This is a genomic window from Sutterella wadsworthensis 2_1_59BFAA, assembly GCF_000297775.1.
GTDB lineage: Bacteria > Pseudomonadota > Gammaproteobacteria > Burkholderiales > Burkholderiaceae_F > Sutterella > Sutterella wadsworthensis_A.
This window is the reverse complement of record NZ_JH815515.1, coordinates 60,204-86,693: the sequence shown is the minus strand read 5'-3', so window position 1 is coordinate 86,693 and position 26,490 is coordinate 60,204. Positions and strand designations below refer to the sequence as shown.

General features: G+C 61.0%; 21 protein-coding genes, 1 pseudogene and 1 riboswitch. Of the genes and pseudogenes, 16 read left to right on the top strand and 6 right to left on the bottom strand.

The annotated features are described in order from the left end of the window. Positions 1-28 precede the first annotated feature (28 nt). Positions 29-775, top strand: a pseudogene (locus HMPREF9465_RS13630) (ISL3 family transposase). A 137-nt stretch (positions 776-912) separates the two neighbouring features. On the opposite strand, the gene HMPREF9465_RS04500 reads toward HMPREF9465_RS13630, so the two are convergent. Beyond that, positions 913-1,470 carry an SPOR domain-containing protein gene (locus tag HMPREF9465_RS04500; RefSeq protein ID WP_038006530.1) on the bottom strand — a complete coding sequence of 186 codons (558 nt, stop codon included), beginning with the start codon at positions 1,468-1,470 and terminating at the stop codon, positions 913-915. 510 nt (positions 1,471-1,980) lie between these two features. Here HMPREF9465_RS04500 and HMPREF9465_RS13880 point away from each other — a divergent pair. The 3 genes from HMPREF9465_RS13880 to HMPREF9465_RS12700 all read left to right on the top strand — a co-directional run bounded on the left by HMPREF9465_RS13880 (position 1,981) and on the right by HMPREF9465_RS12700 (position 3,342). Further along, the gene (locus HMPREF9465_RS13880) at positions 1,981-2,112 is read left to right on the top strand and encodes a hypothetical protein (RefSeq protein WP_269208162.1); all 132 of its coding nucleotides are present in this window, start codon (positions 1,981-1,983) and stop codon (positions 2,110-2,112) included. Positions 2,113-2,497: 385 nt separating this feature from the next. Next, positions 2,498-2,878 carry a transposase gene (locus HMPREF9465_RS12705; protein WP_081579422.1) on the top strand — a complete coding sequence of 127 codons (381 nt, stop codon included), beginning with the start codon at positions 2,498-2,500 and terminating at the stop codon, positions 2,876-2,878. Continuing rightward, complete coding sequence (locus HMPREF9465_RS12700; RefSeq protein WP_147645230.1) at positions 2,848-3,342, top strand: transposase; 495 nt, start codon at positions 2,848-2,850, stop codon at positions 3,340-3,342. The genes HMPREF9465_RS12705 and HMPREF9465_RS12700 overlap by 31 nt, the downstream gene beginning before the upstream one ends. On the opposite strand, the gene HMPREF9465_RS04480 is transcribed toward HMPREF9465_RS12700, so the two are convergent. Beyond that, positions 3,263-4,204 carry a LysR family transcriptional regulator gene (locus tag HMPREF9465_RS04480; protein ID WP_005434506.1) on the bottom strand — a complete coding sequence of 314 codons (942 nt, stop codon included), beginning with the start codon at positions 4,202-4,204 and terminating at the stop codon, positions 3,263-3,265. The two genes, HMPREF9465_RS12700 and HMPREF9465_RS04480, sit on opposite strands and share 80 nt — an antisense overlap. A gap of 114 nt (positions 4,205-4,318) precedes the next feature. On the opposite strand from HMPREF9465_RS04480, the gene HMPREF9465_RS04475 reads away from it, so the two are divergent. From HMPREF9465_RS04475 to HMPREF9465_RS04465, 3 genes are read left to right on the top strand one after another with little or no spacing between them, the layout of a single operon-like run. Continuing rightward, positions 4,319-5,251, top strand: coding sequence for a DUF1177 domain-containing protein (locus HMPREF9465_RS04475; RefSeq protein ID WP_005434504.1), 933 nt, complete (start codon positions 4,319-4,321; stop codon positions 5,249-5,251). After that, the gene (gene dcuC, locus HMPREF9465_RS04470) at positions 5,248-6,534 is read left to right on the top strand and encodes a C4-dicarboxylate transporter DcuC (RefSeq protein ID WP_005434503.1); all 1,287 of its coding nucleotides are present in this window, start codon (positions 5,248-5,250) and stop codon (positions 6,532-6,534) included. The genes HMPREF9465_RS04475 and dcuC overlap by 4 nt, the downstream gene beginning before the upstream one ends. A gap of 17 nt (positions 6,535-6,551) precedes the next feature. After that, positions 6,552-7,829, top strand: coding sequence for an amidohydrolase (locus HMPREF9465_RS04465; RefSeq protein WP_005434500.1), 1,278 nt, complete (start codon positions 6,552-6,554; stop codon positions 7,827-7,829). 241 nt (positions 7,830-8,070) lie between these two features. Here HMPREF9465_RS04465 and HMPREF9465_RS04460 read toward each other — a convergent pair whose 3' ends face one another. Further along, positions 8,071-8,547, bottom strand: a complete 477-nt coding sequence (locus HMPREF9465_RS04460) for a hypothetical protein (RefSeq protein WP_005434498.1) — start codon at positions 8,545-8,547, stop codon at positions 8,071-8,073. 437 nt (positions 8,548-8,984) lie between these two features. Further along, the gene (locus HMPREF9465_RS04455; RefSeq protein ID WP_005434496.1) at positions 8,985-10,448 is read right to left on the bottom strand and encodes an amino acid permease; all 1,464 of its coding nucleotides are present in this window, start codon (positions 10,446-10,448) and stop codon (positions 8,985-8,987) included. 157 nt (positions 10,449-10,605) lie between these two features. Beyond that, positions 10,606-10,778, bottom strand: a riboswitch (Lysine riboswitch). A 263-nt stretch (positions 10,779-11,041) separates the two neighbouring features. Here HMPREF9465_RS04455 and HMPREF9465_RS04450 point away from each other — a divergent pair. Both HMPREF9465_RS04450 and HMPREF9465_RS04440 read left to right on the top strand, forming a co-directional pair. Next, positions 11,042-14,335: a hypothetical protein gene (locus HMPREF9465_RS04450; protein ID WP_147645229.1), complete on the top strand. Its 3,294-nt coding sequence runs from the start codon at positions 11,042-11,044 to the stop codon at positions 14,333-14,335. A 612-nt stretch (positions 14,336-14,947) separates the two neighbouring features. Then, positions 14,948-16,168, top strand: a complete 1,221-nt coding sequence (locus HMPREF9465_RS04440) for a hypothetical protein (RefSeq protein ID WP_231289341.1) — start codon at positions 14,948-14,950, stop codon at positions 16,166-16,168. A gap of 18 nt (positions 16,169-16,186) precedes the next feature. Here HMPREF9465_RS04440 and HMPREF9465_RS04435 read toward each other — a convergent pair whose 3' ends face one another. Beyond that, positions 16,187-16,822, bottom strand: a complete 636-nt coding sequence (locus HMPREF9465_RS04435; protein ID WP_005434490.1) for a YczE/YyaS/YitT family protein — start codon at positions 16,820-16,822, stop codon at positions 16,187-16,189. A 354-nt stretch (positions 16,823-17,176) separates the two neighbouring features. Here HMPREF9465_RS04435 and HMPREF9465_RS04430 point away from each other — a divergent pair, with 354 nt between their 5' ends. From HMPREF9465_RS04430 to HMPREF9465_RS04410, 5 genes are all read left to right on the top strand, one after another. Next, on the top strand, positions 17,177-17,914 hold the full coding sequence (locus HMPREF9465_RS04430; protein WP_005434488.1) for a class I SAM-dependent methyltransferase: 738 nt from the start codon (positions 17,177-17,179) through the stop codon (positions 17,912-17,914). A 103-nt stretch (positions 17,915-18,017) separates the two neighbouring features. After that, entirely contained in the window at positions 18,018-19,691 is a 1,674-nt protein-coding gene (locus HMPREF9465_RS04425; RefSeq protein ID WP_005434486.1) for a putative transporter, read from the top strand. A gap of 230 nt (positions 19,692-19,921) precedes the next feature. Next, positions 19,922-20,428 carry a nitrous oxide reductase accessory protein NosL gene (locus tag HMPREF9465_RS04420; RefSeq protein ID WP_005434483.1) on the top strand — a complete coding sequence of 169 codons (507 nt, stop codon included), beginning with the start codon at positions 19,922-19,924 and terminating at the stop codon, positions 20,426-20,428. A 342-nt stretch (positions 20,429-20,770) separates the two neighbouring features. Continuing rightward, positions 20,771-22,039 carry a nitronate monooxygenase gene (locus HMPREF9465_RS04415; RefSeq protein WP_005434481.1) on the top strand — a complete coding sequence of 423 codons (1,269 nt, stop codon included), beginning with the start codon at positions 20,771-20,773 and terminating at the stop codon, positions 22,037-22,039. Between the two features lie 195 nt (positions 22,040-22,234). Beyond that, positions 22,235-23,359, top strand: a complete 1,125-nt coding sequence (locus HMPREF9465_RS04410; RefSeq protein WP_005434479.1) for a glycerate kinase — start codon at positions 22,235-22,237, stop codon at positions 23,357-23,359. Between the two features lie 138 nt (positions 23,360-23,497). Here HMPREF9465_RS04410 and mscL read toward each other — a convergent pair whose 3' ends face one another. Continuing rightward, positions 23,498-24,034: a large conductance mechanosensitive channel protein MscL gene (gene mscL, locus HMPREF9465_RS04405; protein ID WP_005434476.1), complete on the bottom strand. Its 537-nt coding sequence runs from the start codon at positions 24,032-24,034 to the stop codon at positions 23,498-23,500. Positions 24,035-24,256: 222 nt separating this feature from the next. On the opposite strand from mscL, the gene proC reads away from it, so the two are divergent. Continuing rightward, complete coding sequence (gene proC / locus HMPREF9465_RS04400) at positions 24,257-25,060, top strand: pyrroline-5-carboxylate reductase (protein WP_005434475.1); 804 nt, start codon at positions 24,257-24,259, stop codon at positions 25,058-25,060. Between the two features lie 115 nt (positions 25,061-25,175). After that, positions 25,176-26,490 (top strand): hypothetical protein (locus HMPREF9465_RS13370; protein WP_231289340.1); only part of this gene is annotated, 1,315 nt, incomplete at its 3' end.

The following is a 26,490-nucleotide window of genomic DNA, read 5'->3' as shown; positions in this document are numbered from 1 at the left end:
CCATTGGGATAACTCTCGCCGCTTGGCTGTGGATGAATTCGCCATTCATCGCGGGCATCGTTACGCCACAGTTGTGTACTCCATTGATACGAAGAAAGTCCTTTGGCTTGATCGTGGTCGCTCCAGAGCTACGCTTCGAAAGTTCTTTAGCTTACTTACGCCAGAGCAAAAGGCTGGAATAAGAGCTGTTGCCATGGATCAAAACTCTACCTTCGACCTTGAGGTGAAAGAGAACTGTCCCAACGGCGTGGTTGTCTACGACTTGTTTCATGTCCTGTCCAACTTCGGCAGGAAGGTGATCGACAGAGTCAGGGTGGACGCGGCCAATTCCCTCAGGCATGCGCCTTGGTTAAGAAAAGTCGTGAAGAGCTCCCGGTACCTCTTGTACAAGCGCCCTGAAAATCTCTCGGAGAAGGAGCATACAAAACTGGCGGAGCTTTCGAAACTTAATACGCCGTTGCTCAAATGCTATCTCATGGGAGACGAGCTTCGACATCTCTAGAGTTTTGGAACACGCGGACAAGCAATTGCTTTGGTTATGGACTGGATTCACCGAGCCACTCACAGCAGGATCAAGCCCTTGGTAGATTTCGGCAAGAACCTCAGGGGCTATGTGCAGGGCATCATTGCAGCCGCGGACTTTAAGATCAACACCTCTGTACTTGAAGGTGTCAACAATAAAATCAAGCAAATTAAGCGACGAGCTTATGGCTTCCGAGACGATCTGTACTTTTTCTTAAAAGTCAAGGCCGCGTTCCACGGACTTCCGAGATGAACCTTTCTTTTCGTTAATACTTAGCCGGCTACTAAAAAGACAGCTATTCCAATCAAGCAGAAGGACTTCTCCCGCACGGCTGAAGGTTTTGCGTGGTACTCGCCTGAACGGGCTGGGCAACTGCAACACGGAGACGCTCAGGAGCGAGGTGCGGAAAGATCGCACCAGCCTGCATCCTGAAGCGGATCACAGGATGCGGCCGGAGGCGCGACCGGCGCTTCTGACGGAGTGGGCCCGGCGGACGCCGGGGGTGTTTCGGGCTCGGAGGCGGATTCGATCGGCTGCGGATTCGCGGCGAGCGCCGGATCGACATCGGGGACAGCATCCTTGATGCCGTCGGGGGAAAGCCTCAGAAGAGACTGCTTGTCCTTCGTCGCCCATCCCGAGCGCTCCCACCACGGGGAGGCGCGCTCGGCCACCTCGAGCCTGCGGATCTCCTCCTTCGAGATGCCCTTGAGCGTCTTGTTCCTGAGGCAGGCCGTTGCGTGAGTGCTCTTCATGCGGGCGAGCTCGTCCTCGAGCACGGACTTGTGCGTGAAGCGGGTGTAAAGGATGTCCGACAGATGCCTGTTGACGAAGCCGATGCAGTCCTCGGGCTTCGTTGGGTCGAGGGAGGCGATGTAGGTCTTGAGATCCTCGGCGAGCGCAGGGTCGTCTAGCGGCAGGGCGGCGTGTGCTGCCGGGATGAGACACATGCTTGTGATGGCGAGGGGGTGCAAAAGGGATGGCATCGTGATGGAAGTGTCGGCATGTCGGTACGGGATTGTCAGAGGATACCTTTTTCGGCCGGTGGAAAAGTCCCGCTTGGTCGGGGACCTCTGAACTGCTCCTTTTCGGATAGCTAATCGAACGTGACGATTAGTAAGATGATTGTATATCGATTTAACAACTTCCGCGGAATTCCCCATCCAATGCGTCGCGTTGGGTGGGGATGGATAGCGGGCCGAGCGTTAGCTCGGCAACAACTGTATAGTATTGAGTACGGTTCAGGCGATCATCTTTTCTACGATATGCTACACCGAAACCCAATGGATGAAAATGTTGCATGCGCAGTGTGCGCCGCAGCGTAGATCGGTCATGTAGAGATAACGCCTAGACGCTAGAGAGACAGGCAATTCAAGCAGATTTGTAGACAGTTATTTCTGACCCTTGGAGGCCGTCATCGGCTACAATGGCGTTATCTCTAACGCTTTTACCCAGCCGCCATGTCCGAAAAGAACCGTGCCAGACAAGAAGCCTTTACCAAACGGCGCCAAGTCGAAGGTCTGAATCGTTTCCAATTCTGGGCTACGCCGGAAGAAAAAGATTTTCTCAAAAAGGTTCTCGACGCTTTTTGAAATAATGGTGAAACTGCAATTACAATTCATCGTGAAACCCTTGATAAAGGGCAAAATTCATTCCAAGATGAATTATTGAAAAGTGAATTTCCACTCTTCAGATAAAAATACCCGTCCTATACAATTGACAAGCCTTGGGATAATATCCGTTATTGGAATAATCCACTCCCAGAAGGCATTCTCGTTTTTTTCCGATTCGCACAAGCGTGTTAAGGAAGCTCTTCAAAAACCCCCGTTGCCAAGCCGGATGGAACAAAATTGTTCCGTTCGGCTTTTCTTAACGACGCCAGAATGTGCTGTTTTTTTTGCCAACACAATAGTAAGATGCTACTATGATAGCGTTTGCAATCTAGACGTCCTATGAGAAGAGCTGTTCAATGCCCAATTGAGCTTTGCTGACATTGAGGCTGAAAAATTCCTTCAGATTCGTCGGATTCATGCTGATCGTCGCGTGAATGCCATGGATCGCTTGACAGATGACGTAATCAACGAATTGATCCAACTTTGCCTGCCCCTCTATCACATCAAAGCCAATCATGGAAGGCCGTATACGCGCCTTGAAGCAATGGTTCGCGTTCACCTGCTTCAGGTCTCTCTCAATCTGTCTGATCTTGAGATGGAGTCATATTTGGCGAGCGACATGGTGGCCCGTAGCTTCTGTCGCGTGTCCAGCACGCATCAGTTCATCTCAGATTCGACGATACTGCGCTTCCGGCATTTCATTGAGCAACAGGGTTGGCGCAAAAATTACTCGAGCGCACGGTAAGTCTGGTCGCAGAAGCCGGGGCCTGTTCTTTTGAAATGGTGGCAGCAGACGGCACCTTTATCGAAGCACCGTCGTCAACAAAGAACAAGGCTCACGCCCGAGATCCTGAGATGGCTTCGGGCAAGAAGGCCAACACCTGGCATTTCGGAATGAAGGAGCACATTGCTGCCTGCTCCGAATCCGGGATCATCTACGGCACGGTCGCCGCACCGGCTAATGAACATGACATTACTCAGGGCGATCTTCTGAAGGGCCTTGAGAAGATGGTCTTCCTTGATTCCGGCTACATCGGTTGCGCAACATCGGCCGCATCCCACCCCGCGAATTCGGGGGCTGCCTGCGGCTGTTTTTGTGCAAACCCTGCTTTCCCCGAAAAGCCCGCCCTCAACATCCCACTCGGCGCTTCACCTCGTCAAAGAGCGGCACCACATGGGCGTTCATCATCTCTTGGGCAAGCCGAATGAACTTCCGGCGACTCTCTTCACTCCTGTCATCGCGACAGACTAGAAAAAGCGATCTCTGAAGCCCCGGAGGCGGGGTCGGAATCGCAGCGATCTCGTCAATCAAATCGAAGTTCTGCACCAATGTGAGCGGACTGCCGACCGTCCACCCCATGCCCTGCGCAATGAGGGACGTCATGATGCCCGTCGAGTCGACCTCGATGCGATTGGGCGTCTTGATGTTCTGAAGACTGAGATAGGCATCGTTGATTCTGCCCACGCCGCCTTCGCGCGCAAAATGAAGAAAAGGAATGCCGCAAAGCTGCAACTGGGACCACGTCCACGAATCTCGCTTGGCGGCCATGGCCTTGGGCATCAAAACAATCGATTCTTCTTCGAAGAGCTTTGTCCGGTACAAGCCGCGCACTTCGTCGTAGGCGGCACTCGTGAAGGCGAAGTCGAGCTCATTCCTCACCAACTTTTCAACGAGCACAAGCGATGTGCCGATCTGTGTCACGATTTCCGACGCCTCGGACTGTAGCGCCTTGATCAGTTGCGGCATCAGGCTTTTCGACAATCCTTCGATGACTCCGATTCGGTAAACAGGCTTCAAGTTCGACCGAGACTGCATGAATTCGGCTGTATTTTCGAGCGTATGTTGACAGGCAAGCACATCCTTGAGGAGCAACATGGCCTCTTCCGTCAACATGACCGGTCGACAGCCGCGATCAAAGAGCTCCACCTCAAGCTCCTTTTCCAGCCGCGCCACGGCTTTCGTGACCGCAGACTGGGTCACGCCCAGCTTCTTTGCGGCCGCAGAAAAGCTTCTCTCGGCCGCAACCGCCAGAAAAGCATTGAGAGACTCGTTGAAAAACGGTAGTTTCATGCCGGATTATTCCTCTTGAGAATACTTAATAATACTCCTCGGCATGGTGCTACTCCAACCCAGTCCGAAGGAACAGAATTGTTCCTACAGCCATACCCAAGGAGGGCGAACACAATGAAAATCTTGTTGGATCTGTTGGACTTGCTTGACGACCCGCGTGTCACGGGCGAATCCGTCGTTACCCGACTCAAAGACTGGGGCGTTCGGGACGCCGCAACGAAAACCATCGGCACGAACGGAAAAACCACGGACTTTGTCAACGTCCTCATTCCCGGTCGAAACGGCAAGACTGCCGGAGGCAATGCTCCGACCCTCGGCATTGTCGGCCGTCTCGGCGGGCTCGGCGCTCGTCCGGCTCTCATCGGCTTCACGTCCGACGGGGACGGCGCGCTTGCCGCCCTGACCATTGCCGCCAAGCTCGGCCAGATGCACGTACGCGGCGACATTCTGGAGGGCGACGTCATGATTCGAACTCATGTATGTCCCAACGCCCCCACTCGTCCGCACGAACCCGTGCCCTTCATGGACTCGCCCGTCACGAGCGCGCAATGCAATGCCGAAGAAGTCGATCCGGCCATGGATGCGCTGCTGAGCATCGATACAACCAAAGGCAATCGCATTCTCAACGCACGCGGCATCGCCATTACGCCGACCGTCAAGGATGGCTACCTGTTGAGGACGAGCGAAGATCTGCTCTCCATTCTCGAATCTACCACGGGATGCCTGCCGAAGGTTCTGCCGCTTGCACAACAGGATATTACCCCGTACGGGAATAATATTTACCACATCAATTCGATTCTGCAGCCGAGCGTCGCGACGACGAGTCCCTGCATCGGCGTTGCCATCACGACGCAATCTCAAGTTGCCGGTTGCGCGACGGGCGCCACACATGTTGCGGACGTCGACGAAGCCGTCCGCTTCTCGATTGAGGTTGCGCAAAGCTTCACCGCCGGCAAGTGCCGCTTCTATGACCCTGACGAGTACGCACTTCTCGTCTGCAAGTACGGCACCCTCTCTCACTTCAGAACCATGGGGATTAAAGCATGACCTGGACTATCTGGATGGCAGGCTTTATCGTCCTGCTCACAATCGCCGCGCTTCTCAAGCGCATCGAAACGCGCCTTGTGCTCTTCGTCGCCGGCTTGGTGATGGCGCTCTTCGCTCTTTCGCCACAAACCGCCCTCGGTGCCTTCGTCGCCAACATGACGAACAAGTCGCTCATCACGGCCATTTGCTCATCGATGGGCTTTGCCGCCGTCATCGCCATCACGCGTTGCGACGTGCACTTCGTCGGCCTGATGGTGAAGCCGCTCGGGCGTCTGGGCATCTTCCTCCTCCCCTTCTGCATGCTCATTGCCTCCTGCGTCGCCATCGCCATTCCGTCCGCCGCCGGCTGTGCGGCTGCTCTGGGTCCCACGATGATTCCGCTCATGGTTCGCGCAGGCTTCAAGCCCGCCATTGCCGGTGCGGCCATTATCGGCTCGATCATTCCGTCCTCCCTCAGCCCGGGTTCGAGCCACAACGTCTGGGTTGCCAAGATCTCCAACATGGAAGTCATGGACCTCATCGTTGAGTTCGCCCCGAAAATCCTGACGCTCTGCGCGCTCAACATTCTGCTTGTGACGGCCATGGTTTTCGTCTTCCGCGACTACAAGAAGGCAAAAGCCGGTGAAGAAGGCGAATCGCTTGAGGTGGCTTCCGACGCCCGCGGCGAGCTGCCCGAACGTCCGAACATCTTGATGGCGTTGGCCCCCGTGCTTCCGATCATCATCCTGTTTTTGGGCGCCACGGTTCTGCCGATTTTCAAGATGTCGATTGCCGAAGCCATGATCTACGGCGTGATCTTCACGTTCCTTGTTTCCCGAGCTGATCCTCAACAGGTCACAAAAGAATTTTTCAACGGCATGGGCAAGGGCTATGCCAACATCATGGGCATCATCATCGCGGCCGGCTGCTTTGCAGGTGGTCTTCGTGCGGCAGGCGTGATTGACGCCCTCATCGAAACGCTCAAGAACTCTCGCGAGATCGCTGGCTACGCCGCCAACTTCGGTCCCTTCCTGATGGGCGTTCTCACCGGTTCGGGTGACGCCGCAGGCCACGCCTTTAATCAGGCCGTGACGCCCTATGCCGCCGAATTCGGCATGCAGATTCCCAACCTCGGCATTGTGGCCGCCTTGTCAGGCGCCTTGGGCCGCATGTGTTCGCCGATCGCCGGTGCCACACTCGTCATCGCCGGCATGATCAAGGCCTCTCCGCTTGAGGTTTCGAAGCGCATGGCCATCCCGATGATCATTAACGTCATCCTTCTCGGCTTCATCTTCGACCTTTGATACTTCAGGGAATCGTCATGACAAAATTGACTCTTCAAGAACAACTCATTGCTGACCGTCGCCATCTTCACGCCCACCCTGAAGAAGGTTGGTGCGAATTCGAAACGACGTGGTTCATCGTGCAACGCCTCAAGGCGCTCGGTCTCGAGTGGAAGGCCGGCATCGACGTCATCGAACCCTCCGCCGTCATGGGCCGTAATGCTGATCTGGTTGAGAAGGCTAAAAAGCGGGCGCTTGAGCACGGCGTACCCGCCGACTTCCTCGGACACTTGGGCGGCTACACGGGCGCCATGGCCGTTCTCAATACGGGCCGTCCGGGCCCCGTGACCGGCATCCGTGTTGACATCGACTGCCTCCCCATCGAAGAAAGCAACGATCCGGCTCATGAGGCCAATGCCGGCAACTATCGTTCGGTCTATCCCGGCTTCTCGCATGCCTGCGGTCATGACGGTCATACGGCCGTGGGCCTTGCCGCCGCCCGCTGGCTCTCGGAAAACCGTGAGAAGCTCTGCGGCACTGTCAAGATTCTCTTCCAGCCTGCCGAAGAAGGCGTGCGCGGCGCTGCGGCAATGGCAGCCAAAGGCATCGTCGACGACGTCAACTGGTTTGCTGGCGCCCACATCGGCTGCTCCGCGCGTCTCGGTCAAGTCGGCGTCTCTCATTTCGGCTATCTTGCCACGACGAAGTTCGACCTCCGCTACCACGGTCTTGCCGCTGCGGCCGGTTCTCCCGAAAAGGGCCGCAGCGCGCTGATGTGCGGCGCCGCGACCTGCATGTCGCTCGGATCATTGCCCGGGCACAGCCAAGGCATCACCCGCGTGCAGATCGGTCGGTTCGAATCCGGCACAGGTCGAAACATCATTGCCGAAAACGCCTTCATGCAGCTCGAAGTGCGCGGCGAATCGACGGAAATCAACGACTACATGGCAGCCAACGTTGAGATGACGGTCAAGGGGCTTGCCGCAGCTTACGGCGTCGACTACGAACTCACCCGCATGGGCGAGGCCGTGACCTACCGAGGCGACGAAGAAGCTGTTTCCATTGTCAAGGAAGTCGCAGCTCAAGTTCCTGGCGTCGACAGCGTCGTCGACATGAATGCCAAAATCGGCAGTGAAGACTGCACGATGCTGATCCGTCGCGTTCAGGAACATGGCGGCAAGGCGGTGTTCTTCTACTACGGATGCAACCATCCCGGTCATCATCGAGGGGACTTCTGCATTCAGGATGAGACGTCGCTCCCGATCGGCTTTGGCTGCTTCGTCGGGTTCATCCAGCGCATCAACGGCGTCAAGTGAGTCCTGCACGCCATGAAATAGTTAGGCCGCCCTTCCGTTTGGAGGGGCGACCGTTTTCTTAATGAAGCTGTTCGATTTCGAAAAAGAGCATTGGCGGATCTCCTACTTTGCATCAGCGAAAGCCGAGATGCTTTTGACATCCTCCCGGCGTATCAATACGCGGGAGGATGTCAAAATCTAAAGCGTATTGCATTGCAATACGAGAGCGCCTCTTCATGCCTGCCTTTCCTTTTCCTGTTTCTCAACGCAACACCATCTCCCACCCCGTGATTTTGTCCGCCTCCGACTCGAACTTCACACGCCCCGAAAAGACAGCCGCACCAGCCTGCGCGCGCTCAATCTCGCCCGAGTTCTCCAGAATATCTCGCGCGACTTCCGTTGCCAGTGAGAGCTCCTCGAACATCTTGTCGTCGAACGGAATCTTTGGCTTCTCCGCAATGTAACATCCGATGGCTACGAGGCCGTTGTAGAGACATTGGCGAAGTTCCTTCGCGCGTTCCATCTTCGCGGCAAGAACCCAAGTTATCTGCATGATCCGACCGTACATGGCGAGATCTTTCTTCTCGACAGTTCGGTTGGCAACTTGGAGAAGAAAGACGCGATTCTCGTCGCGGGCGTCATGGCTCCGATCTACATCGGAGGTGAGGCTGTTGAGATAATGCGGAACAGCTACTGCGCGCGGACCGTACTTCTTTTTGGGGCTAGGCTTTTTTGACATGGAACTTCCTTTGAGGAGGCGGAAATTCTAGCATTGCGCGCCCGATCCTCCCGCCTGCGCATTCAAGGTTGCTGGTTGCTCGACCACCGCCCGCGCTTTCCCTGCTTGGGAAAGATCGCCCCCACCACCTTGAAGACCTGCCGGGTTTGCCGATGAATCCGCGGATAGTGCGCATCCGGATAATGCAGCTCGATGACCCCGTCGACGAAGCGACGGAGAGTCGGGCATGCAGATCGTGAGATCGAAGAGAGGGGCACCCGGATACGTCCTGATGCAGAAGGCGGGAAGAGAGGCAGGTAGTCGACTGACGTCCATGACGAGGCTGCAACTGGTTGGAACGATTTCTGCGCAGGCCGCAGATGGGAAGAGCCAGGAGGAGTGAAGCCTGCGGGCGGCCGCTTTGATGGAAGCGGGCCGCCCGTTGTCAGTGAAGTTTCCTAGCGGTACTTTTCCGGGAACTTCATGTCGCTGTAGCGCACGAAGCGGCAGCCCGTGATGAGCTTGTAGCCGAGCCAGATGGCGAGGAAGAGCGGGATGCCGATGTAGGTGGCGACCACGCCCGCCCAGTCGATCGTGCCCGCGAGGAAGGCCTGGTAGTTCTGGCCGAGCATGATGATCATGCAGAGCGCGAAGGCGAACATCGGTCCGAACGGGAAGAAGGACGACTTGTAGGGCAGCTTGTTGACGTCGTAGCCGTTCATCACGTAGCCGCGGCGGAAGCGGTAGTGGCTGATGGCGATGCCGAGCCAGGCGATGAAGCCGCTCATGCCCGAGGTGTTGAGCAGCCAGAGGTAGACGGACTGGTTGTCAAAGAGGGACGTCAGGAAGCACAGGCCCGCGACCGCCGTCGTGGCGAAGAGCGCGTTGCGCGGGACGCCGGAGGCGGAGAGCTTGCCGAAGATCTTCGGGGCCGAACCCTGGTGCGCGAGCACGAAGAGCATGCGCGTGGAGGCGTAGAGGCCAGAGTTGCCAGCGGAGAGCACCGAGGTGAGGATCACGGCGTTCATGAGCGCGGCGGCCGAGAGCAGGCCCGCGTGCTCGAAGACGAGCGTGAAGGGGCTTACGGCGATGTCGGCCACGTCGTTCCTGAGAAGGCGCGGGTCGGTGTACGGAATGATCAGGCTGATGACGAAGATCGAGAGGATGTAGAAGAGCAGGATTCGCCAGAAGACCTGTCGGACGGCCTTGGGAATGTTCTTCTCGGGATGCTCGGTTTCGCCAGCGGCGATGCCGATGAGCTCGGTTCCCTGGAAGGAGAAGCCCACCACCATGGCGACGCCGATCAGGGCGGGAAGGCCGCCCACGAAGGGCGCGTCGCCGATCGCCCAGTTCTCGAAGCCCGCAGGCGTGTCGCCCGAGAGGATTCCGAAGATCATCGCGAAGCCCGTGCAGATGAAGAGGATCACGGTTACGACCTTGAGGAGCGCGAACCAGTATTCCGTCTCGCCGAAGCCTTTTACGGATATGTAGTTGAGCGTGAATATGAACGCGAGGAAAAGTGCGCTCCAGAGTGTTCCGGGCACGTCGGGGAACCACCAGCCCATGACGAGCTGGGCGGCCACAAGGTCGACTGCGACCGTAATGGCCCAGTTGTAGCAGTAGTTCCAGCCGAGGGCGAAGCCGAAGCCTTCGTCGACGTAGCGGCGGCCGTAGGTGGAGAACGAGCCGGCCACGGGTTCGTAGGCGGCGAGTTCGCCGAGGCTCGTCATCAGGAAGTAGACCATGAGGCCGATGATCGAGTAGGCGAGCAGGGCGCTGCCGGGACCGGCCTGGGCGATCGTCGCGCCGGACGCCACGAAAAGTCCCGTGCCGATGGAGCCGCCGACGGCGATCATCGTGATGTGACGCGCCTTGAGGTCTCGGCGCAGTCCGGTGTTGGAGCCGGTGGTAGTGTCGGACATGTGGGTAGGAATCTCCGGAAAGAAATGCGTTCGCAGGAGGGAGGACACGGAGCGAACCTGCAGCGGCCGGCGGGGCCTTGCGGGCTTGCAGCAGATGTCCGGGCGAACTTTTCCGGGTGCGGGCCTGCCGGCCGCACTGTCGAAAAGCGACCGAACGGTCAGCGACAGCTCCTCCGCCGCGGATCGGCGGGAGTGAGGCGGATGTTCTCCGCGTCACCAATGGCCGCCGCGTGTCCGCGGCGTCATTTCGGCAGGCTGCCCTTTCGAGCGGCGTCCTCGGATACCTCCTCGGCCGTCTACTGATGCAGTCCCTGCGCCTCTATCTTGCCTGGCGCCCCTCAAGGCGGAAGCCTTGAAAAGCGTGAAAGGCGTTATTTTGCCACAGATTGCAGGCCGGGTGAAGCGGGCGGCCGTTTTTTTCCATGCCAGAATCCCGATTCGCCGCGCCCGTCTCCCGTGCGAAGCATGCACCATCTCGTACCACTCTATAAAATCCTTTCAGGATTGCGCGAGCTTCGCAATTTTTTTGATATAGAGGTAAGAATATGGGCATGTTTGGACCGGGCAAGGAAGGATGGCTGGCAGAAGCTGAGATGCTGAGTTGGGCTTTCAGACATTTGAAGGCTGAGGAGAGGGACTACCTCACCAAGAGGCTCAAGCATGTTCTGGGAAAACGCACGCTGAAAGGCTCTTGGTTTGAGAAGGACAAGAGTCTTCTCGAGATGCTTGTGGCGGGGCCGGCCCATCGTGCAGGGTTGGGCTCCCTGCCGCTGATGACAGCCGCCAACACGGAGAAGATGCATGCGCTTGACTATCCGGGGCTGTCTGAGGACAAGACGCCCGAGGCCTTTTTCAGACGCGTGGAGGCTGCTGCGACACACGAGAAGTCGAAGGAGGCGATGAGGGCCTTTCATGAGGAGATCGACGGCACTCCTTATGACCGCAGGGCATTTGCCATGCTCATCATCTACATCTGCGGATTCGGACTGTCGTGGTACGCAAAGGCCTTCCTTGAACGCTACTGCAGGGAGTTTGGCGCGAACTCGCAGACCACTCTCTCCATCAGCTTTGATCCGAGCCTGTACGAGGGGAAGGACGGCGATCCTGAAGGCGAAGAGGCGTCCGCAGGCGAGAAGTCCGAAAAGCCCTCGCAGGAGCAGGCCCCGGCTGAGGCCGTCCCTGCCGGTGCGTCCGAGACTGAGGGGGCTCGGGAGGCTCCTGCGCAGACGGGGGACGAAGTCCCCGGCGTCGAGGCCGCGAAGGTTGCCGAGTCTGCCGCCGAGCCTGCCCCCGTCGTACCTGCACCCGTCGTGCCTGTGCCCGCTGAAGGGGCGAAGGCGAGCACCGTCTTTCCGCGAGACTTCTCCGTCACCGTGCCGCCCTTGCCGCGAGGCGTGACCCGTTATCTGGGCTACATCCGCACGAGTGGCGGAAACTTCTTCAACTTCTATGTTCTCGCCGAGTGGTACAAGGACCGCTTCGGCGCGCTCGAGTCGGAGGCCAAGCAGCTTTTCCCCTCCTACGGTGCCTTCAACCTGAAGTCGGCGGGCCGCAACCAGATCAAGGAAGGCGCCTTTTACGTCATTGACCTGTACCCGTCGGATCTGATGCAGAACTTCGACGAAAACGGCCGCGTGCGCTCCGATTTCTGCAAGTTCGTCGACTTCTCGAGGATCACGAGCAGCAAGCGCTTCTTCAGCGCGTCTGATTTCGGCATTCATCTTGTCGTGAAGCCCGCCGAGGACCTAGACCGCATCGACTTCACCTCGACGATGATTCCCGTCAGCGTGACGGATTCTGAGGATCTGGAAGGCGAGATGAAGGTTGCCAACGAGTTCGTGCTGCTCGAGTACAAGGACTGTTTCTACGGTCCTCTGCGCCTGAAGAGAGACAACCGCGGTAAGAACTACGTCACGTTCTCCGGCACCGTCAACAAGGGGCTCGTGTCCGCCTTCAGGATCAAGGCCGACAAGGTCGAGGAGGTTCGCGAGTACGTCAGGTGGGAGGGCGCCGGCCAGCCCGTGCACGTGGGCGTGCGCTGCGCGAAGACGGCCTTCATGGATGCGGTTTCGGTCGACGTCTGGAGTGACGCGGATCTGCTCAGGCGCCTTCTTGAGAAGTCTGCTGTGCGTGCCGCCTACATCAGGGACCGGCTCCAGTCTCCCGAGGCCTTCGAGGACGTGGAGCCGGACGTGACGGCCGGTCGCCTTGCCCGCGCCAGAAACGTGATGCGCCGCCTGCAGTACAAGGAGGAGGTGAAGGAGCATGTCGCGAACTTCGTGCTCGACGAGATCAGGGCCGGCAACGACGCCATGATTGACGCCGTGATCTCGCGCGTGGCGGTCGGTGACAAGCTGATCGACAAGATCTCCGCAAAGACTCTCGTGGGCGTGAGGGTCGAGCGCCTGAAGGCCGAGGAGAAGACGCTCAGCGAAAACATCCGAGTGCAGGAAGGCAAGAGGGACGAGCTCACTCGCAAGTACGCCAGTCTCGAGATAAGCAAGAAGGAGCTCGACGCGGAGCTCCGGAGGAAGGCCCTCGCGTCCTGTCTTCTGGATGCAAAGAAGGACGTGATCGAGCAGCTTCTCAAGCTGGACGGGATGCTTGAGAAGCGTCGCGAGAATTACCGCAGGCTCGAAAACCTGCACACGAAGCTTCTCGAGGAGTCGAAAAGAATCTGTGAGCGCACGCACGGAGCCGACGGCGAGCTGATGCCCGAGTCCCTCGTGAGGGCGCTCGACGCCTGGACTGAGGACGATGACAGGAGCCGTCGCGAAAGGCTCGCGCAGGCCGTCTGCGGCGTCAGGCCCGCGAAGCTCAGGGGACGCGAGCTGGCCGATGCGCTCGTCAGGTCCGTGCAGGAGGTTCGACGCTACGATGAGAACACGGTGCTCAACCTCTACATCTGTTGGGCGCAGAACTTCCTCACGGTGCTCTCGGGCGAGCCCGGCTCGGGCAAGACCTCGATCTGCCACATTCTGGCGAGGACGCTGGGTCTGGACGCCTTCGACAACCTGCTGTCGTCCGACGAGCGTGCGGGTCTTTCCGCCGGACGCTTCGTGCACGTGCCGGTCGAGTACGGCTGGACGTCGAAGCGCGACTTCGTGGGCTACTGGAATCCGATCACGAACAGGTTCGAGTCTTCGGATCCCGCCAGATGGGACCTGCTCCGCACGCTTGATGCGGAGGAGAGGAGCGCATCGGGGTCGGTCTATCCCGCGATGATGCTGCTTGACGAGGCGAACCTCTCGCCGATGGAGTACTACTGGTCCGACTGGATGCGTCTGTGCGACGAGCAGACGTCGTCCGGCATCGTGACGCTCTGGGACAAGGCGCCGACGAAGGTGCCCGAGACGCTGCGCTTCATGGCGACCATCAACAACGACAGTACGACCGAGACGCTCTCGCCGCGCCTCATCGACCGTGCAGCCGTCGTGACGCTGCCCGTCGTCGATTGCATTGAAAACACGAGCCCCGCGAAGGTCGTGGGACCCGTGTCCTGGAAGGAGCTTCAGGCCTACTTCGGGGCGAAGGCCGTTTCGAAGAACGCGCGCGAGCTCTCGGACCTGCACGACAGGCTGATGCCCATGCTCGAAGGCTTAGGCATCAGGCTCTCGCCCCGCTCGATCCGCCAGATGAACGGATACGTGGGCGCGGCGTCCTCGATCTTTGCGGACGGGGACAAGCCCGCCTGGCTTGATGCGGCCGACTTTGCGGTGATGCAGAAGTGCCTGCCGCGCATCACGGGCACGGGCGCCGCCTACCGCGAGAAGCTCGTGGAGTTCAGGAGCGGTCTTGAGTCGCTCGGACTGTCGAGGTCCGTCGAGGTCGTCGACCGCATTCTGCGTCAGGGCGACGAGGCCATGGACTGCTACCGCTTCTTCTGACGGAGGTGGCCATGACTGCTGAAGATGCAGGTGCGGGCGTGCAGGCGGGAACGCTCGTGCTCACGGTCCGCCCCGAGGGCGCGGCCCCCGTGCCGTTGCCGCTTCATGAGGCTGAGCCCCTGATCGGAGACTGGTCGGGGCAGCCCGCCGTGGAGGCGGGTGTGCCCGTGTCGCTTGAGGTTTCGGGCCTTCCGCCGAGGGCTGCCGTCACCGTCAGGATGGGCGGCGAGGTGCTCGCGGGCGACCAGTATCGCGAGGAGGACTGCGTACACCTCGAGCTGCAGGATCCGCTTCCCTTCGACAACATGATCGGCGTGGCGAAGCTCGAGGTGCTCGTGAGCATGGGACCTCAGGCGTGCAGCTTCTTCCATGCCGAGCCGCTTCGCATCATTCTCAAGCCGGGGCTTGCCTCGGACAATCTGCTCAGGATGAGCGAGAGCGTGGCGGAGCACGTGGAGAGGCTCTTCGGGGGCGATGCCGTCAGGACGGGCGACGATTCTTCTGGGCGTGCTCGAGCGTCTGTCGTCTCTCTACGAGAGGCAGTATCCGTATTTCCGCGAGGATCCCAAGTGCAGGCTCGCCTCCACTGCCAGACGCATGAGCATCGAGCGCATGCGCGACATGACGCCCGAGGCCGCGCGCTGGATGGCCTCGCATCCGCACGAGTGGCAGAGAGTGGCGCCGGGACACGGCATCCGCATGCGGGGCGCGAACTGGATGCCCGCTCATGCGCTCGTGCGCACGTCCGAGCTGAGCAGGGACCTTTATGAAAACCGCGTGGTGGCAGGCTTTCCGCTGCATCTTGCGTCGGAGACGAGGCGTCTGGCGCAGGCGTTCGAGGACGCGGTGCGCGTCGGCGCGGGACCTCTTGACGCGGGGACCATCGGCCGCATGGCCGCCGTGCGCATCGTGAGTTCGGAGGCTGACGTCCTGAGGGGCTACGGCATCGTGTTCTCGCGCATTGCGGAGCTCTACCGGGACGCGCTCGGCGTGACGCCCGAGCCCGTGAACAGGCTGCCCGCGCCCGCGAGGCATTTCATCGAGACGTCCCAGTACAGGCTCGTCTACGAGCTGATGCGCGAGTGGTTCGAGCTCAGGCCCGTCGAGGCCGAGAAGCTCGTGAGCAGGCTTGCGAGCGTGACGAGTCCGAGGCTCTACGAGTACTTTTCGCTCGTTTCACTTCTCGGCGGCCTTGAGCGCAGGGGCTGGACGAGCGTGGAGGCGAAGAGGCACGAGTATGCGGGAGCGGGTCCGCTTTATGCGGACAATGCGGCCGCGGCCCTTCTCAACACCTTCATCTTCAGGAGGAAGGAAGACGACGGAGGGAACGAGGAGATCGTGAGGCTCTGGTACCAGCCCGTGCTGGCGGCGGGAAATGTTGAGCCCGAGAACGGCATCGGACTTGCGAGGACGACACGCTGGTCCGTGAGGCCCCTCAATGCGGAGGCTGCCGACACGCTGAGGGAGACGGACAGGGCCTGGTATTCGCCCGACTTCCTGATTTCGCTCGAGAGCGGAGGCAGGACGGCCTGGGCGGTCATGGACAGCAAGTACTCGACCGTGGGAACGGTGCTGCGGCACCATGCGATGCAGCAGGCCTTCAAGTACCTGACCTCGCTCGGGACGGTGAGAAAGGACGACGTGTATGCGGGCCTCTGGCTCTACTGCGGCAGCGTTGCGAACGACCGCACGCAGGAGGGGTCGTTCTTCAATGCGTCGGCCCCGGACGTCCTGCCCGTGCCCGACATGGTGCTTGAGCGCGTCAATGCGCTCTCGGAGGCCGATCCCATTGCAGGCGTGCTTGAGCGCCTGAGGACGGTGCTTGCGAGGTAGGTGGCGGGGCGTCGTGCGTCAGTCGACGGGGCGGTGGGCCGGGAAGAGGCGGCCGAGGACCTTGAGAAAGACCTTGGCGAACTGCCCGCCGCAGACGGCGGCGACGAGCGTGCCCTCGCGCACGCCCTCGATCGAGCCGAGGAGAAGGCAGGAGAGCGAGGTGGCCGCGATGACGAGGAAGACGTCGATGCCGGTGCGCAGGTTGCCGAAGGAGCCGCCCCAGCGCCTGATGATGCTGATGACGAGACCTTCGGGCGGCAGGATCGCCAGACGCGCGAAGACCATGCCCGCAATGCCCATGCCGTTGAAGACCGTGCCGATGAAGACCGTCGCAAGCTGCTCGAGGTAGGCGGCGGGCGCGACGAAGGACGTGAGCGCATAGGCCGCGTCGAAGAAGAGGCCGAAGACGAAGCAGATCGGAATCTGCTTGACGAGCTTCACGAGAAACCGTGACGGATCGACCGCCGTCTGGAGCACGAAGAAGAAGACGTTCGTGAGGAAGACGAAGAAGCCCATCGAGAGCGGAAGGGCCTTGGAGAGGACCAGGGCCACGGAGCTGATGGTGCCTGTGCCGAGACCGGCGTGCGTGATGACCGAGATGCCCGTCGAGAGCATCAGAAGCCCGAAGAAAAAGATGAGTGCGCGAATAAACATGGTGCCTGTTGTTCTGAACTTGCGCCCGGCTGCGCGGGACGGCCGGAAGCGCCGGAGAGGCGCGGCGGTCGCTCGGAAGCTTTTGCGAAGGTCGTCAGGCGTGGTCGGGTTAACCCGAGAGTCGAACTTTATCAGAAAAGATCGGGCGGGACGTTTTTCAGGCAACGCTTTCGATCGAGCGGAGTCGCTAGCCCGATCGTCGTAGTACCGCCGGCCAGGAGCGGTGTGGCGGAGTTTGGGAGTATCATACGAAATCCAAACTCTTCATACGCCTGATGCCACCCGACGATGCACGGGGAGGCTTGAGCGTGAAGGCGATACGCACGACAACAGAACGAAGAAAGGAGATGCGCCGTGACACTCTCGGACGACGTGCGCGACTACTGGGACACACGCGCGGAAGGCTATTCGCTTCACAACTGCGATGAGCTTGACGGAGGGACGGGGCTTGTGCTTGAGCACCTGTTCAGGACGGAGCTCGGGGCGAAGCCCGGGATGCGGGCGCTTGATGCGGGCTGCGGTCCGGGGATCTTCAGCATCGTGCTGGCGAGACTCGGCTGCAGGGTGACGGGCATGGACCTGTCGCCCGAGATGCTCGAGCACGCGGGGGCGAACGCGAAGAGCCGCGGGCTTGAGGCGGACTTCAGGCTGGGCGACGTGACGGATCCCGGGATGGAGCCGTCGTCGCTGGACCTGATCGTCTCGCGGTGCGTGCTCTGGAACCTGCCTGCGCCCGCCGAGGCGTACAGGCGCTGGATGAGTCTTCTGAAGCCGGGCGGCAGGCTTCTTGTGATCGACGGCAATCATTATCTGCATCTCTTTGACGAGCGCTATGCGCTCTGGGCGCTGAGGTCCGCGCCCGCGCCGGGGCATGCGGCGAGGTACATGAGGGGCGTGAGCAGCGAGCGCATCGACAGGATTGCGCGCGATCTGCCGCTGTCGCGCATCGAACGTCCCGCGTGGGACGTCGAGGTGCTCGAGTCGCTCGGCGCCGAGGTGCGCGTTGCGAGCGAGGACCGCAGGACGGTGGCGACGGGCGGCGGAGAGGCGCAGGTGACGACGAGCTTCTGCATCGTGGCCCGGAAGCCCTAAGCGCAGGAGCGCAGGGGCCGCCCGTGTGGCGGCTCGGGGGCGCCCTGAACTACAATGACGGATTGCAATTGGTTGCGGATTCAAACTTCCGGAAATTTCTGTCATGGGCTGGCTTCAAGCTCTTCTTACCGACTCGGGCTCCTTCACGCACGCGCTTCTCGCGTATTCGCTCATCATTGCGGCGGGTCTCTGGATCGGGCGCTTCAGGTTCTTCGGCGTCTCGGTCGGCGTCACCTGCGTGCTTTTTCTCGGCCTTTTTGCGCGCTATCTGGGCGTTGACGTCGACCCCTCGATCATTTCGTTCTTCCGCAACTTCGGCCTGGTCCTCTTCGTCTTCTTCATCGGCCTGCAGGTGGGCCCGTCGTTCTTCTCGACCCTGAGAAACAGCGGCTGGGGGCTCAACGGGCTGATGTGCCTGTCGGTGGGCGTGAGCCTGCTTCTGACGGTCGGGATCTGGGCGGCTTCGGACGGCGCGCTGGCTCTGCCGCAGCTCCTCGGCGTGCACTTCGGCGCCGTGACGAGCACGCCCGGTCTGGGCGCGACGCAGGAGGCGCTCGCAGCCATGGGGTACAAGGGCGACATCACCGTGGGTTATGCCTGCGCCTATCCCGTGTCGATCATCGGCGTCATTCTGACGCTTCTCTTCGTGAGGAAGGTCTTCGGGATCGACGTCAAGCACGAGGAGATGCTCTGGGAGGAGGCGCAGAAGAAGCGCGCCCAGACGCCGATCTACTTTCACGTGACGCTCTCGAACCATGCGCTCGACAATCATACGCTGCGCGAGATCCGCTCTCTCGTGGGCCGCAACTTCATCTGCTCGCGCATTCTGCACGACGGCGTGATCACGAGTCCGACGGCCGACACGGTCGTGCACGAGGGCGACAAGCTGCGCATCGTGGCGGGCCCGCGCGACAAGGAGGCGATCGTCGCCTTCTGCGGCGAGGAGGACACGAAGATCGACCTTGCGACCGCGCACTCGCCGCTCGTCTCCCGCCTCATCAGCGTCACGCGCGAGGAGGTCAACGGCGCGCTCATCGAGGACCTGCACCTCTCGCGAATGGACGGCGTGAACATCACGCGCGTCAACCGCTCGGGCGTCGTGCTCTTTCCCTACAACACGCTGCGCCTGCAGATCGGCGACACGCTCAACTGCGTGGGTCCGGCCAACGCAGTGGCGCGTCTGGCGGCCATGATGGGCAATCAGGAGAAGCGGCTTGAGAGGCCCAACGTCTTCGCGATCTTCATCGGCATCGCGCTCGGCCTCGTTCTGGGCAGCGTTCCGATCGCCTTTCCGGGCATGCCCACCGAGATCAAGCTCGGTCTTGCGGGCGGCCCGCTCATCGCGGCCATCCTGCTGAGCTACTACGGCCCGCGCTTTCATCTCGTCACGTACACGACCGTCTCCGCCAACCTGATGCTCAGGGAGTGGGGCCTCACGTTCTTCCTCGCAAGCACGGGCCTGGCCGCAGGCGACATGTTCATCGAGGCCTTCGTGAGCGGCATCGGCTGGGTCTACATGGCGCTCGGCCTCGTGATCAGCGTCGTGCCCATGGCCGTCATGGCCGTCGTCGCGCGTCGCTTCATGCGGCTCAACTTCCATACGATCGCGGGCCTCATCGCAGGCGCCTCGACGAGCAGCTCGGCGCTCAGCTTCGTCAACAGCCTCTCCGAACGCGGCCTTGCCGTGCTCGCCTACTCGACCGTCTACCCGCTCGCGATGTTCCTGCGCATCATCTCAGGCCAGATCATCCTGATGCTCTTCTTCTCCATGCAGTGAACGATGAGCTGACGGAGGTCCGAAGGGCCTCCCTGGAGGCGTGGGCGAACGAAGTGTTCGGTAAAGTCGAACGTAATGAATTGAAACGTTCGACAGGATTGGGTGAACTATAATGTCTGCGACTTATAGACAACGAGCGTCCTGCGGCCGGACGCCGTGACGCCTCCGCACGCCCCCCGGCGGTGTGCGCTGACACTCAGACCAGACGGGCCGCACAGGGAGAAATCGAAATGAACTTCACCGCAAGGCTTGCCGGCGTCGCCGCCGCTCTGTGCCTTTCCTTCGGCACCGTTGCCGCCGACAACGGCACGCAGCCGATCACCGATCAGGACCAGTGCCACAGCTGCGACATGTGGATCACGAAGTATCCCGGCCCGAAGGCCGAGATCGTGACGAAGAGCGGTCACGTCTACAAGTTCTGCAGCACGAAGTGCATGACCTGCACGCTGCTTCGCCGCGGCGAGTCCGACAAGATCGCGGGCATCTGGGTCAACGACATGGTCGGCAACGACTGGGAGCATCCTGACGCCACCTTCATCGACGCCAAGACCGCCTGGTACGTCCAGGGCTCGAGCCGCAAGGCCACGATGGGCAAGTCGCTCGCCTCCTTCAGCACCGAAGAGGCCGCCGTTGCCTTCCGGAAGGAATTCGGCGGCACGCTCTACCGCTGGAACGACCTGACGAAGGAAATCCTCGGCTGCAAGGTTCCGAAGAAGCCGACTGTGCCGATGGAATGATGATCATCTGAAGAGGTATGCGCGCTTTGGCGCGCATCTGCATCCATGCAGAGCCCAACGGGCCCGAAATCCATGCGATTCCGGGCCCGTCGTCATTTTCTGACGGTATGCAGGCGGATGACGCCTCAAGGGTAGGCTGTTCGGACAAGCCTTCATGTCGGGCAGTTTTGACATGATTGTGCTGCAGCCGTTTCGAGGGTGACGGGATAATGGGGACGGTTGTTCCTAGGGGTTTGCACGGAGAATGGGGCGACGGGGAGGAGAGGGTTCCGCGGGCAGACTTTTCGGACGCGATGCACGGGCGCCGTGCCTTTGCACGCAAGCACGAAAAGGACATCATAGATGAAAAGCCTCGAAGACCTTCGACTTGACGACTTTCGCCTTGAGCTCAAGGGGAGAAGTTTGGTTCCGATCATGCAGGGAGGGATGGGCGTGAACATTTCGACCGCCGAAATGGCGCAGGCCGTGGCCGCGCGCGGTGGCATCGGGCACGTCTCGGACGCGATGGTGCCGGACCTTGCGGACCGTCTTTTCGGGACGGGCTTCACGCGCATGAAGGCGCTTGCCTGCAAGGCGCTCGAGCGCACGACGGGCGAGGCCGGGTTTCACTTTCCCGTGGAGAAGATCCGCGAGGCCGCGAAGCTCTATCTCGGGCGCGTGATGGAGGGCAGGACGGGCGAGGGGCGAATTCACGTCAACATCATGGAGAAGCTCACGATGAACGCCTCGCTCGAAACCCTGAGGGCCCGCCTTCTCGGGGCGCTTGATGCGGGCGTCGACGGGATCAGCCTTTCGGCGGGCCTGCATGCGGGATCCTTTGCGCTCATGAGCGGGCATCCGAGGTTTCGCGATGCGTGTCTCGGGGTGGTGGTTTCGAGCCGCCGGGCACTCAATCTCTTCATGAGGAAGTCCGCGAAGACGGGGCGCCTGCCTGACTACGTCGTGGTCGAGGGCCCGCTCGCGGGCGGGCATCTGGGCTTCGGAGCGGACTGGCAGCGCTTTTCGCTTGCCGACATCGTGCGGGACGTGAAGGGTTGGCTGCATGAGAATGCGCTTCGGATTCCCGTGATCGCGGCGGGCGGCGTCTTCACGGGGACGGACGGTGTGCGGATGATCACGGAGGCGGGCGCGGACGGCATTCAGGCCGCGACGCGCTTTGCGGTGACGAGGGAGTCGGGGCTGCCCGACGCCGTCAAGCAGCGCTACTTCGACGCGCGGGCGGAGGACATCGAGGTCAACGGCATTTCGCCGACGGGTTATCCGATGAGGATGCTCAAGTCGAGTCCCGCGATCAACGCCGCGCTCAAGCCGCAGTGCGCGGCCTACGGGTACATGCTTGATCACGGCGGCTGCGCGTATCTCAGGGCCTGGCGCGAGGCCGAGGCTGCGGGAACGGCGCAGGACGGCATCCGGGAGAAGACCTGCCTTTGCGCGCAGATGCGCAGCTCACGCGTCTGGACGCTCGGTGCGAACGGGGCAAGGCTCGCGGAGGCGGGGAAGCGGGATGCCTCGGGCAGGTGGGTGCTTCCGTCGACGGCGGAGGTGTTCGACGACTACCGTTTCGGCGTGGCGGACGAGGTGCATGCCAGACGGGATGGATGCGGTTCATAGGGGCGCGCGGAGCGTGCGGACAAAAGGCGAGCAGATGTATCCCTGCGGGCGTGAATCGTACAAAACGCACGCAAAATCGATATGATGTAGGGACTTTTTTCCCGCACGCCGTCCGACGCGTGCGGATGAGGCCGGCGATGGGGCTCTGGACGAGCACGAAGGCCGCCGGCCGACTTCTCGCTACGGAACCTGATCGTGAAAATTCTGCTGATTCCCGACTCCTTCAAGGGGAGCCTTTCCTCCGCCCGTCTCTGCGCCATCATGAAGAAGACGGCGCTCGACGTCATGCCGGACGCGCAGGTGACGTCCATCCCGGCCGCCGACGGCGGCGAGGGCACGCTCGACGTCATCCGCAACTCCATCGGCGGCTCCTTCGTGGTGCACAGCGTGACCGGCCCCTGCGGCCAGCCCGTGAGCGCGCGCTATCTGAGCGCGGGCGACACGGCCTATGTGGAGCTCGCGGAGGCTGCGGGCCTGCAGCACAGGCTGCCCGGCTTCTCCGCCGCCAACACGACGACCTTCGGCGCGGGCCAGCTCATCGGCGAGGCGCTCAATGCGGGCCACCGCCGCATCGTGATCACCCTCGGCGGCAGCTGCACGACGGACGCGGGCTGCGGCATGGCCGCTGCGCTCGGCGTGCGCTTCACGGCGCCCAACGGCCGCAATTTCATCCCAACGGGCGCCACGCTCGGCGCCATCCGCCACATCGCCCTCAATCCGTTCTTCTTTGAGAGCGGCGTGAGGATCGAGGCGCTGTGCGACGTGACGAATCCCCTGTGCGGCCCGAACGGCTCCGCGAGGGTCTTCGGCCCCCAGAAGGGCGCCACGCCCGAGATGGTCGAGACGATGGAGGCCGGCATGGCGCATCTGGCCACGATCTTCGAGCGCAACAAGGGCCCGAAGCTCGCCGACATGCCCTGCGCGGGCGCGGCCGGCGGCTGCGGCGCGGGCGTCGTCGCCTTCCTCAACGGCAGGCTTCTGTCGGGCAGCGATGCGCTTCTTGACCTGATGAACTTCTCCGCCCTTGCGGCCGATGCGGACCTCATCGTGACGGGCGAGGGCATGGTCGACGACCAGACGGCGGGCGGCAAGTTCGTCAGTGCGGTGGCGGCCCGTGCGAACGGCACGCCCGTCGTCGTGCTCGCAGGCGGCATCGCAGAAGGCACGAACCTCGAGGCCCTGTACGAGAAGGGCGTCACGGCTGTGATGCCCGTGACGAGCCGTCCGATGACGCTCGGCGAAGCCATGTCGAGCGGCGCCGAGGGCGTGCGCCTCACGGCCACGCAGCTCTTCAGGCTCGCCGGGGCGCTCAAGGCCTGACGGAGAAGACGTCCGAACCATGATTCGAAAGGGGCTCCCGCCTGAGGCGGGGGCCCCTTTTGAATTTTTGCAGGATGAAAAAGGCCGTATCGCAGCGACTGCGATGCGGCCTTTCGGTGACTTTCGATGACGGAGGTCTTATTTCTGCTGGAGCTTTTCGACGGCGGCCTTGACCTCGGCGTTCGAGGCGGCGCTGCTCTTGAGGAGATCGCGGATTTCGCGAAGGAGCACGACGTCCTCGGGCGTGGGCGCGGGGGCGGGGGCGGGAGCGGCGGCCTTCTTCTCCTCTTCGGCCTTGAGAAGCTTGGCGGCTTCGGCCTCGAGGCGCTTGCGGATGGTCGTGACGACCTTGATGAGCCAGAAGATCACGAAGGCGAGCAGCAGGAACTGCACGACGGCCGTGAGGAAGGCGCCGTAGCCGAATACCGTGGCGCCGGCCTTGACGAGGGCCTCGTAGGTTTGGGGGCCCGTGTAGCCTTCGACGGGCTTGAGGACCACGAAGAGGTTCGTGAAGTCGGGGCGGCCGACGAGCACGCCGAGGATCGGGTTGACGATGTCCTTGACGAGCGAGTTGACGATGTTGGAGAAGGCGGCGCCGATGATCACGGCGACGGCGAGATCCATGACGTTGCCCTTCGAGATGAACGCCTGGAATTCCTTGAGAAAGTTGCGCAATTTGTGTCTTCTGGCTGTGGTTTGAGGGTTGAAGTCATCACCGTGGCGTCCTCTGGGAACGCCTGCAGGAGGATATTTTAGGCATGCCCGCCTCTCTTGTCGAATGAGGCGTGGAGCGCGTTTGAGCCGTTCGCCTTCGAAGTGCGCCATAATGATCAGATTCTGTTTTCGGTTTTGCGGCGCCGTCAGGCGTCCCGGGCCGTTCAAAGTGAAGGAAGAAAGATGCTTGATTTATCCACGGTGCGCATTGCGTTTTTGGGCTTCGGGAACATGGCGTCGGCCATGGCCGACGGCTGGATCCGTTCGGGAGCGGTGAAGCCGGAGCAGCTCGGCGCCGCCTCCCGCCGTCAGGACGTGCTCGAGGCGCGCACGAAGGCGCGCGGCATGAAGGCCTTTGCGACCTGCGAGGAGGCCGCACGCTGGGCCGACGTGGTCGTGGTGGCCGTGAAGCCCCATCTTGTCGAGGGCGTCGTGAAGCCCATTCGCGGGATCCTCAAGGACAGGCTCGTCCTCTCGGTGGCGGTGGGCAGGCTCTTTGACTTCTACGAGTCCATCCTCGAGTCCGGCACACGCCATCTCTCGACGCTTCCCAACACCCCCGTGTCCATCAACGAGGGCATCGTGATCTGCGAGGCCCGTCATTCGATGACGCTCGACGACGAGGCGTTCGTGGAGCAGCTCTTTGCGAAGCTCGGCCTTGCCGAATTCGCCGACGAGAAGATGATGTCCGCCGCGGGAACGCTTGCGGGCTGCGGTCCGGCCTTTGCCGCCATGTTCATCGAGGCGCTCGCCGACGGTGCCGTCAAGCACGGCGTGCCGCGCGCGGCCGCCTATTCGCTCGCCTCCCAGATGCTTGCGGGCACCGCAAAGCTCCAGCTCGAGACGGGCGCGCATCCCGGTGCGATGAAGGACGCCGTCTGCTCGCCCGGCGGCACGACGATCATCGGCGTTGCGGCGCTCGAAAGGAAGGGCTTCCGCTCGGCCGTGATCGACGCAATCGATGCGATCGAGACGAGGAGCCGCTGAGGCTTTACCTGAGTCCGCTCGATTGGTCCGGAAAGTTTCGCCCGCCTGACGGTGAGGTCGGCGGGCGAAATGTTTTTCACAGAAACAGCCGCAGGAAGCCTCCGAATTCATTCGGATGGAGGAACGCGGCAAACTTCTCTCTTCCAATCTATTTGTTGTCCCCGATGAAAGGCGTGTGTCTTTCCAGCCCCTGTGCCAAGGTACTTCCATGAGCACGAAATCCTTCATCATCAGTCTTCCGATCATCACCGGAGATCAAGACCGCCGTCGACTGCGGAAGAGTTTCAGTTTCGGCTGCAACCTTCAGAACGCCGTCATGGGCGGTGGATGGGATCGTGTGTTGCAGATGCGTGCCACACCTGAGTGGCAGGCCACAAGGGCCATGCCGAAAGGCAGAGAAAGAACCAAGGCTTTCCGCGATCTTCGCGTGCGGTTCCGCTTGAGCGAGTACGACTTTCATGCCGACGTCGCCATGCACCGCAAGGCTTCGGGACGCGGCCACTTACTCGGCATCAACGAATGTCAAAAGCTCGCTTCGAGAGCGTGGATCTCGGTGGAACGCCACCTCTACAACGGCGGCGCTCCGAGGTTCATCAGTTCTCGACGCGGACTGCATTCGATCGAAGGGAAGACCAATCGCACCGGCATCATCTGGAAAGCAGATCAGCAGTGCGTAACCGTCTGCAAGCGCGTGTACCGTGTTCGCGTTGACAAGCGCGACGACTGGCTCACCCGGGCTTTGCAGGATCCGACGGATCCCACAAAGCCCAGAAAAGTGAAGTACTGTCGGATCGTGCGTGAAATGCGCAAAGGCAAGGAGCGCTTTTTCCTTCAGCTCGTTGCCGAAGGGTCAAGCCCCCTGAAGCACGCCTACGCCGGCAAGGATCTGCGCATGGCCATTGATCCGGGACTCGGTTCGCTCACTTATGCGACTGAGGACGGGACAATTGCCAAAGTGCAGATTGCGCCGAGCGCGGACACGGATCACCGTGCCATACGCCGAATCCAGCGTGCGATGGAGCGAAGCCGCCGTGCGACGAATCCCGACAACTACGAAGCTGTTGACGTTGTTCGTCACGGCAAAAAGAAGAAGTCCTTCAAGGTGAAGTCCGGAAGGCTTCAGTGGCGTTTCTCGAAGCGCTACGAAAAACTCCGGTCGGAACTTGCGGAGATGCTTCGTCTTTGCGCCGCCACGCGAAAGCGCGAGCACGGTGAAGTCTGCAACTGGCTTCTCGGCCATGCAGGCCACATCATTGTGGAGGACAACTCCTTCAAGGCGTTCCAAAAAGGACATTTTGGCAAGTCCATCGGGCGACATGCTCCGGCGGCGTTCTACACCCAACTGACAAGCAAGGCTGAAAGCGCCGGTTTGCAGGTAACGGTTGTATCGCCAAGGAAGCTCAAGCCCTCTCAGCACAATCTGCTGACGG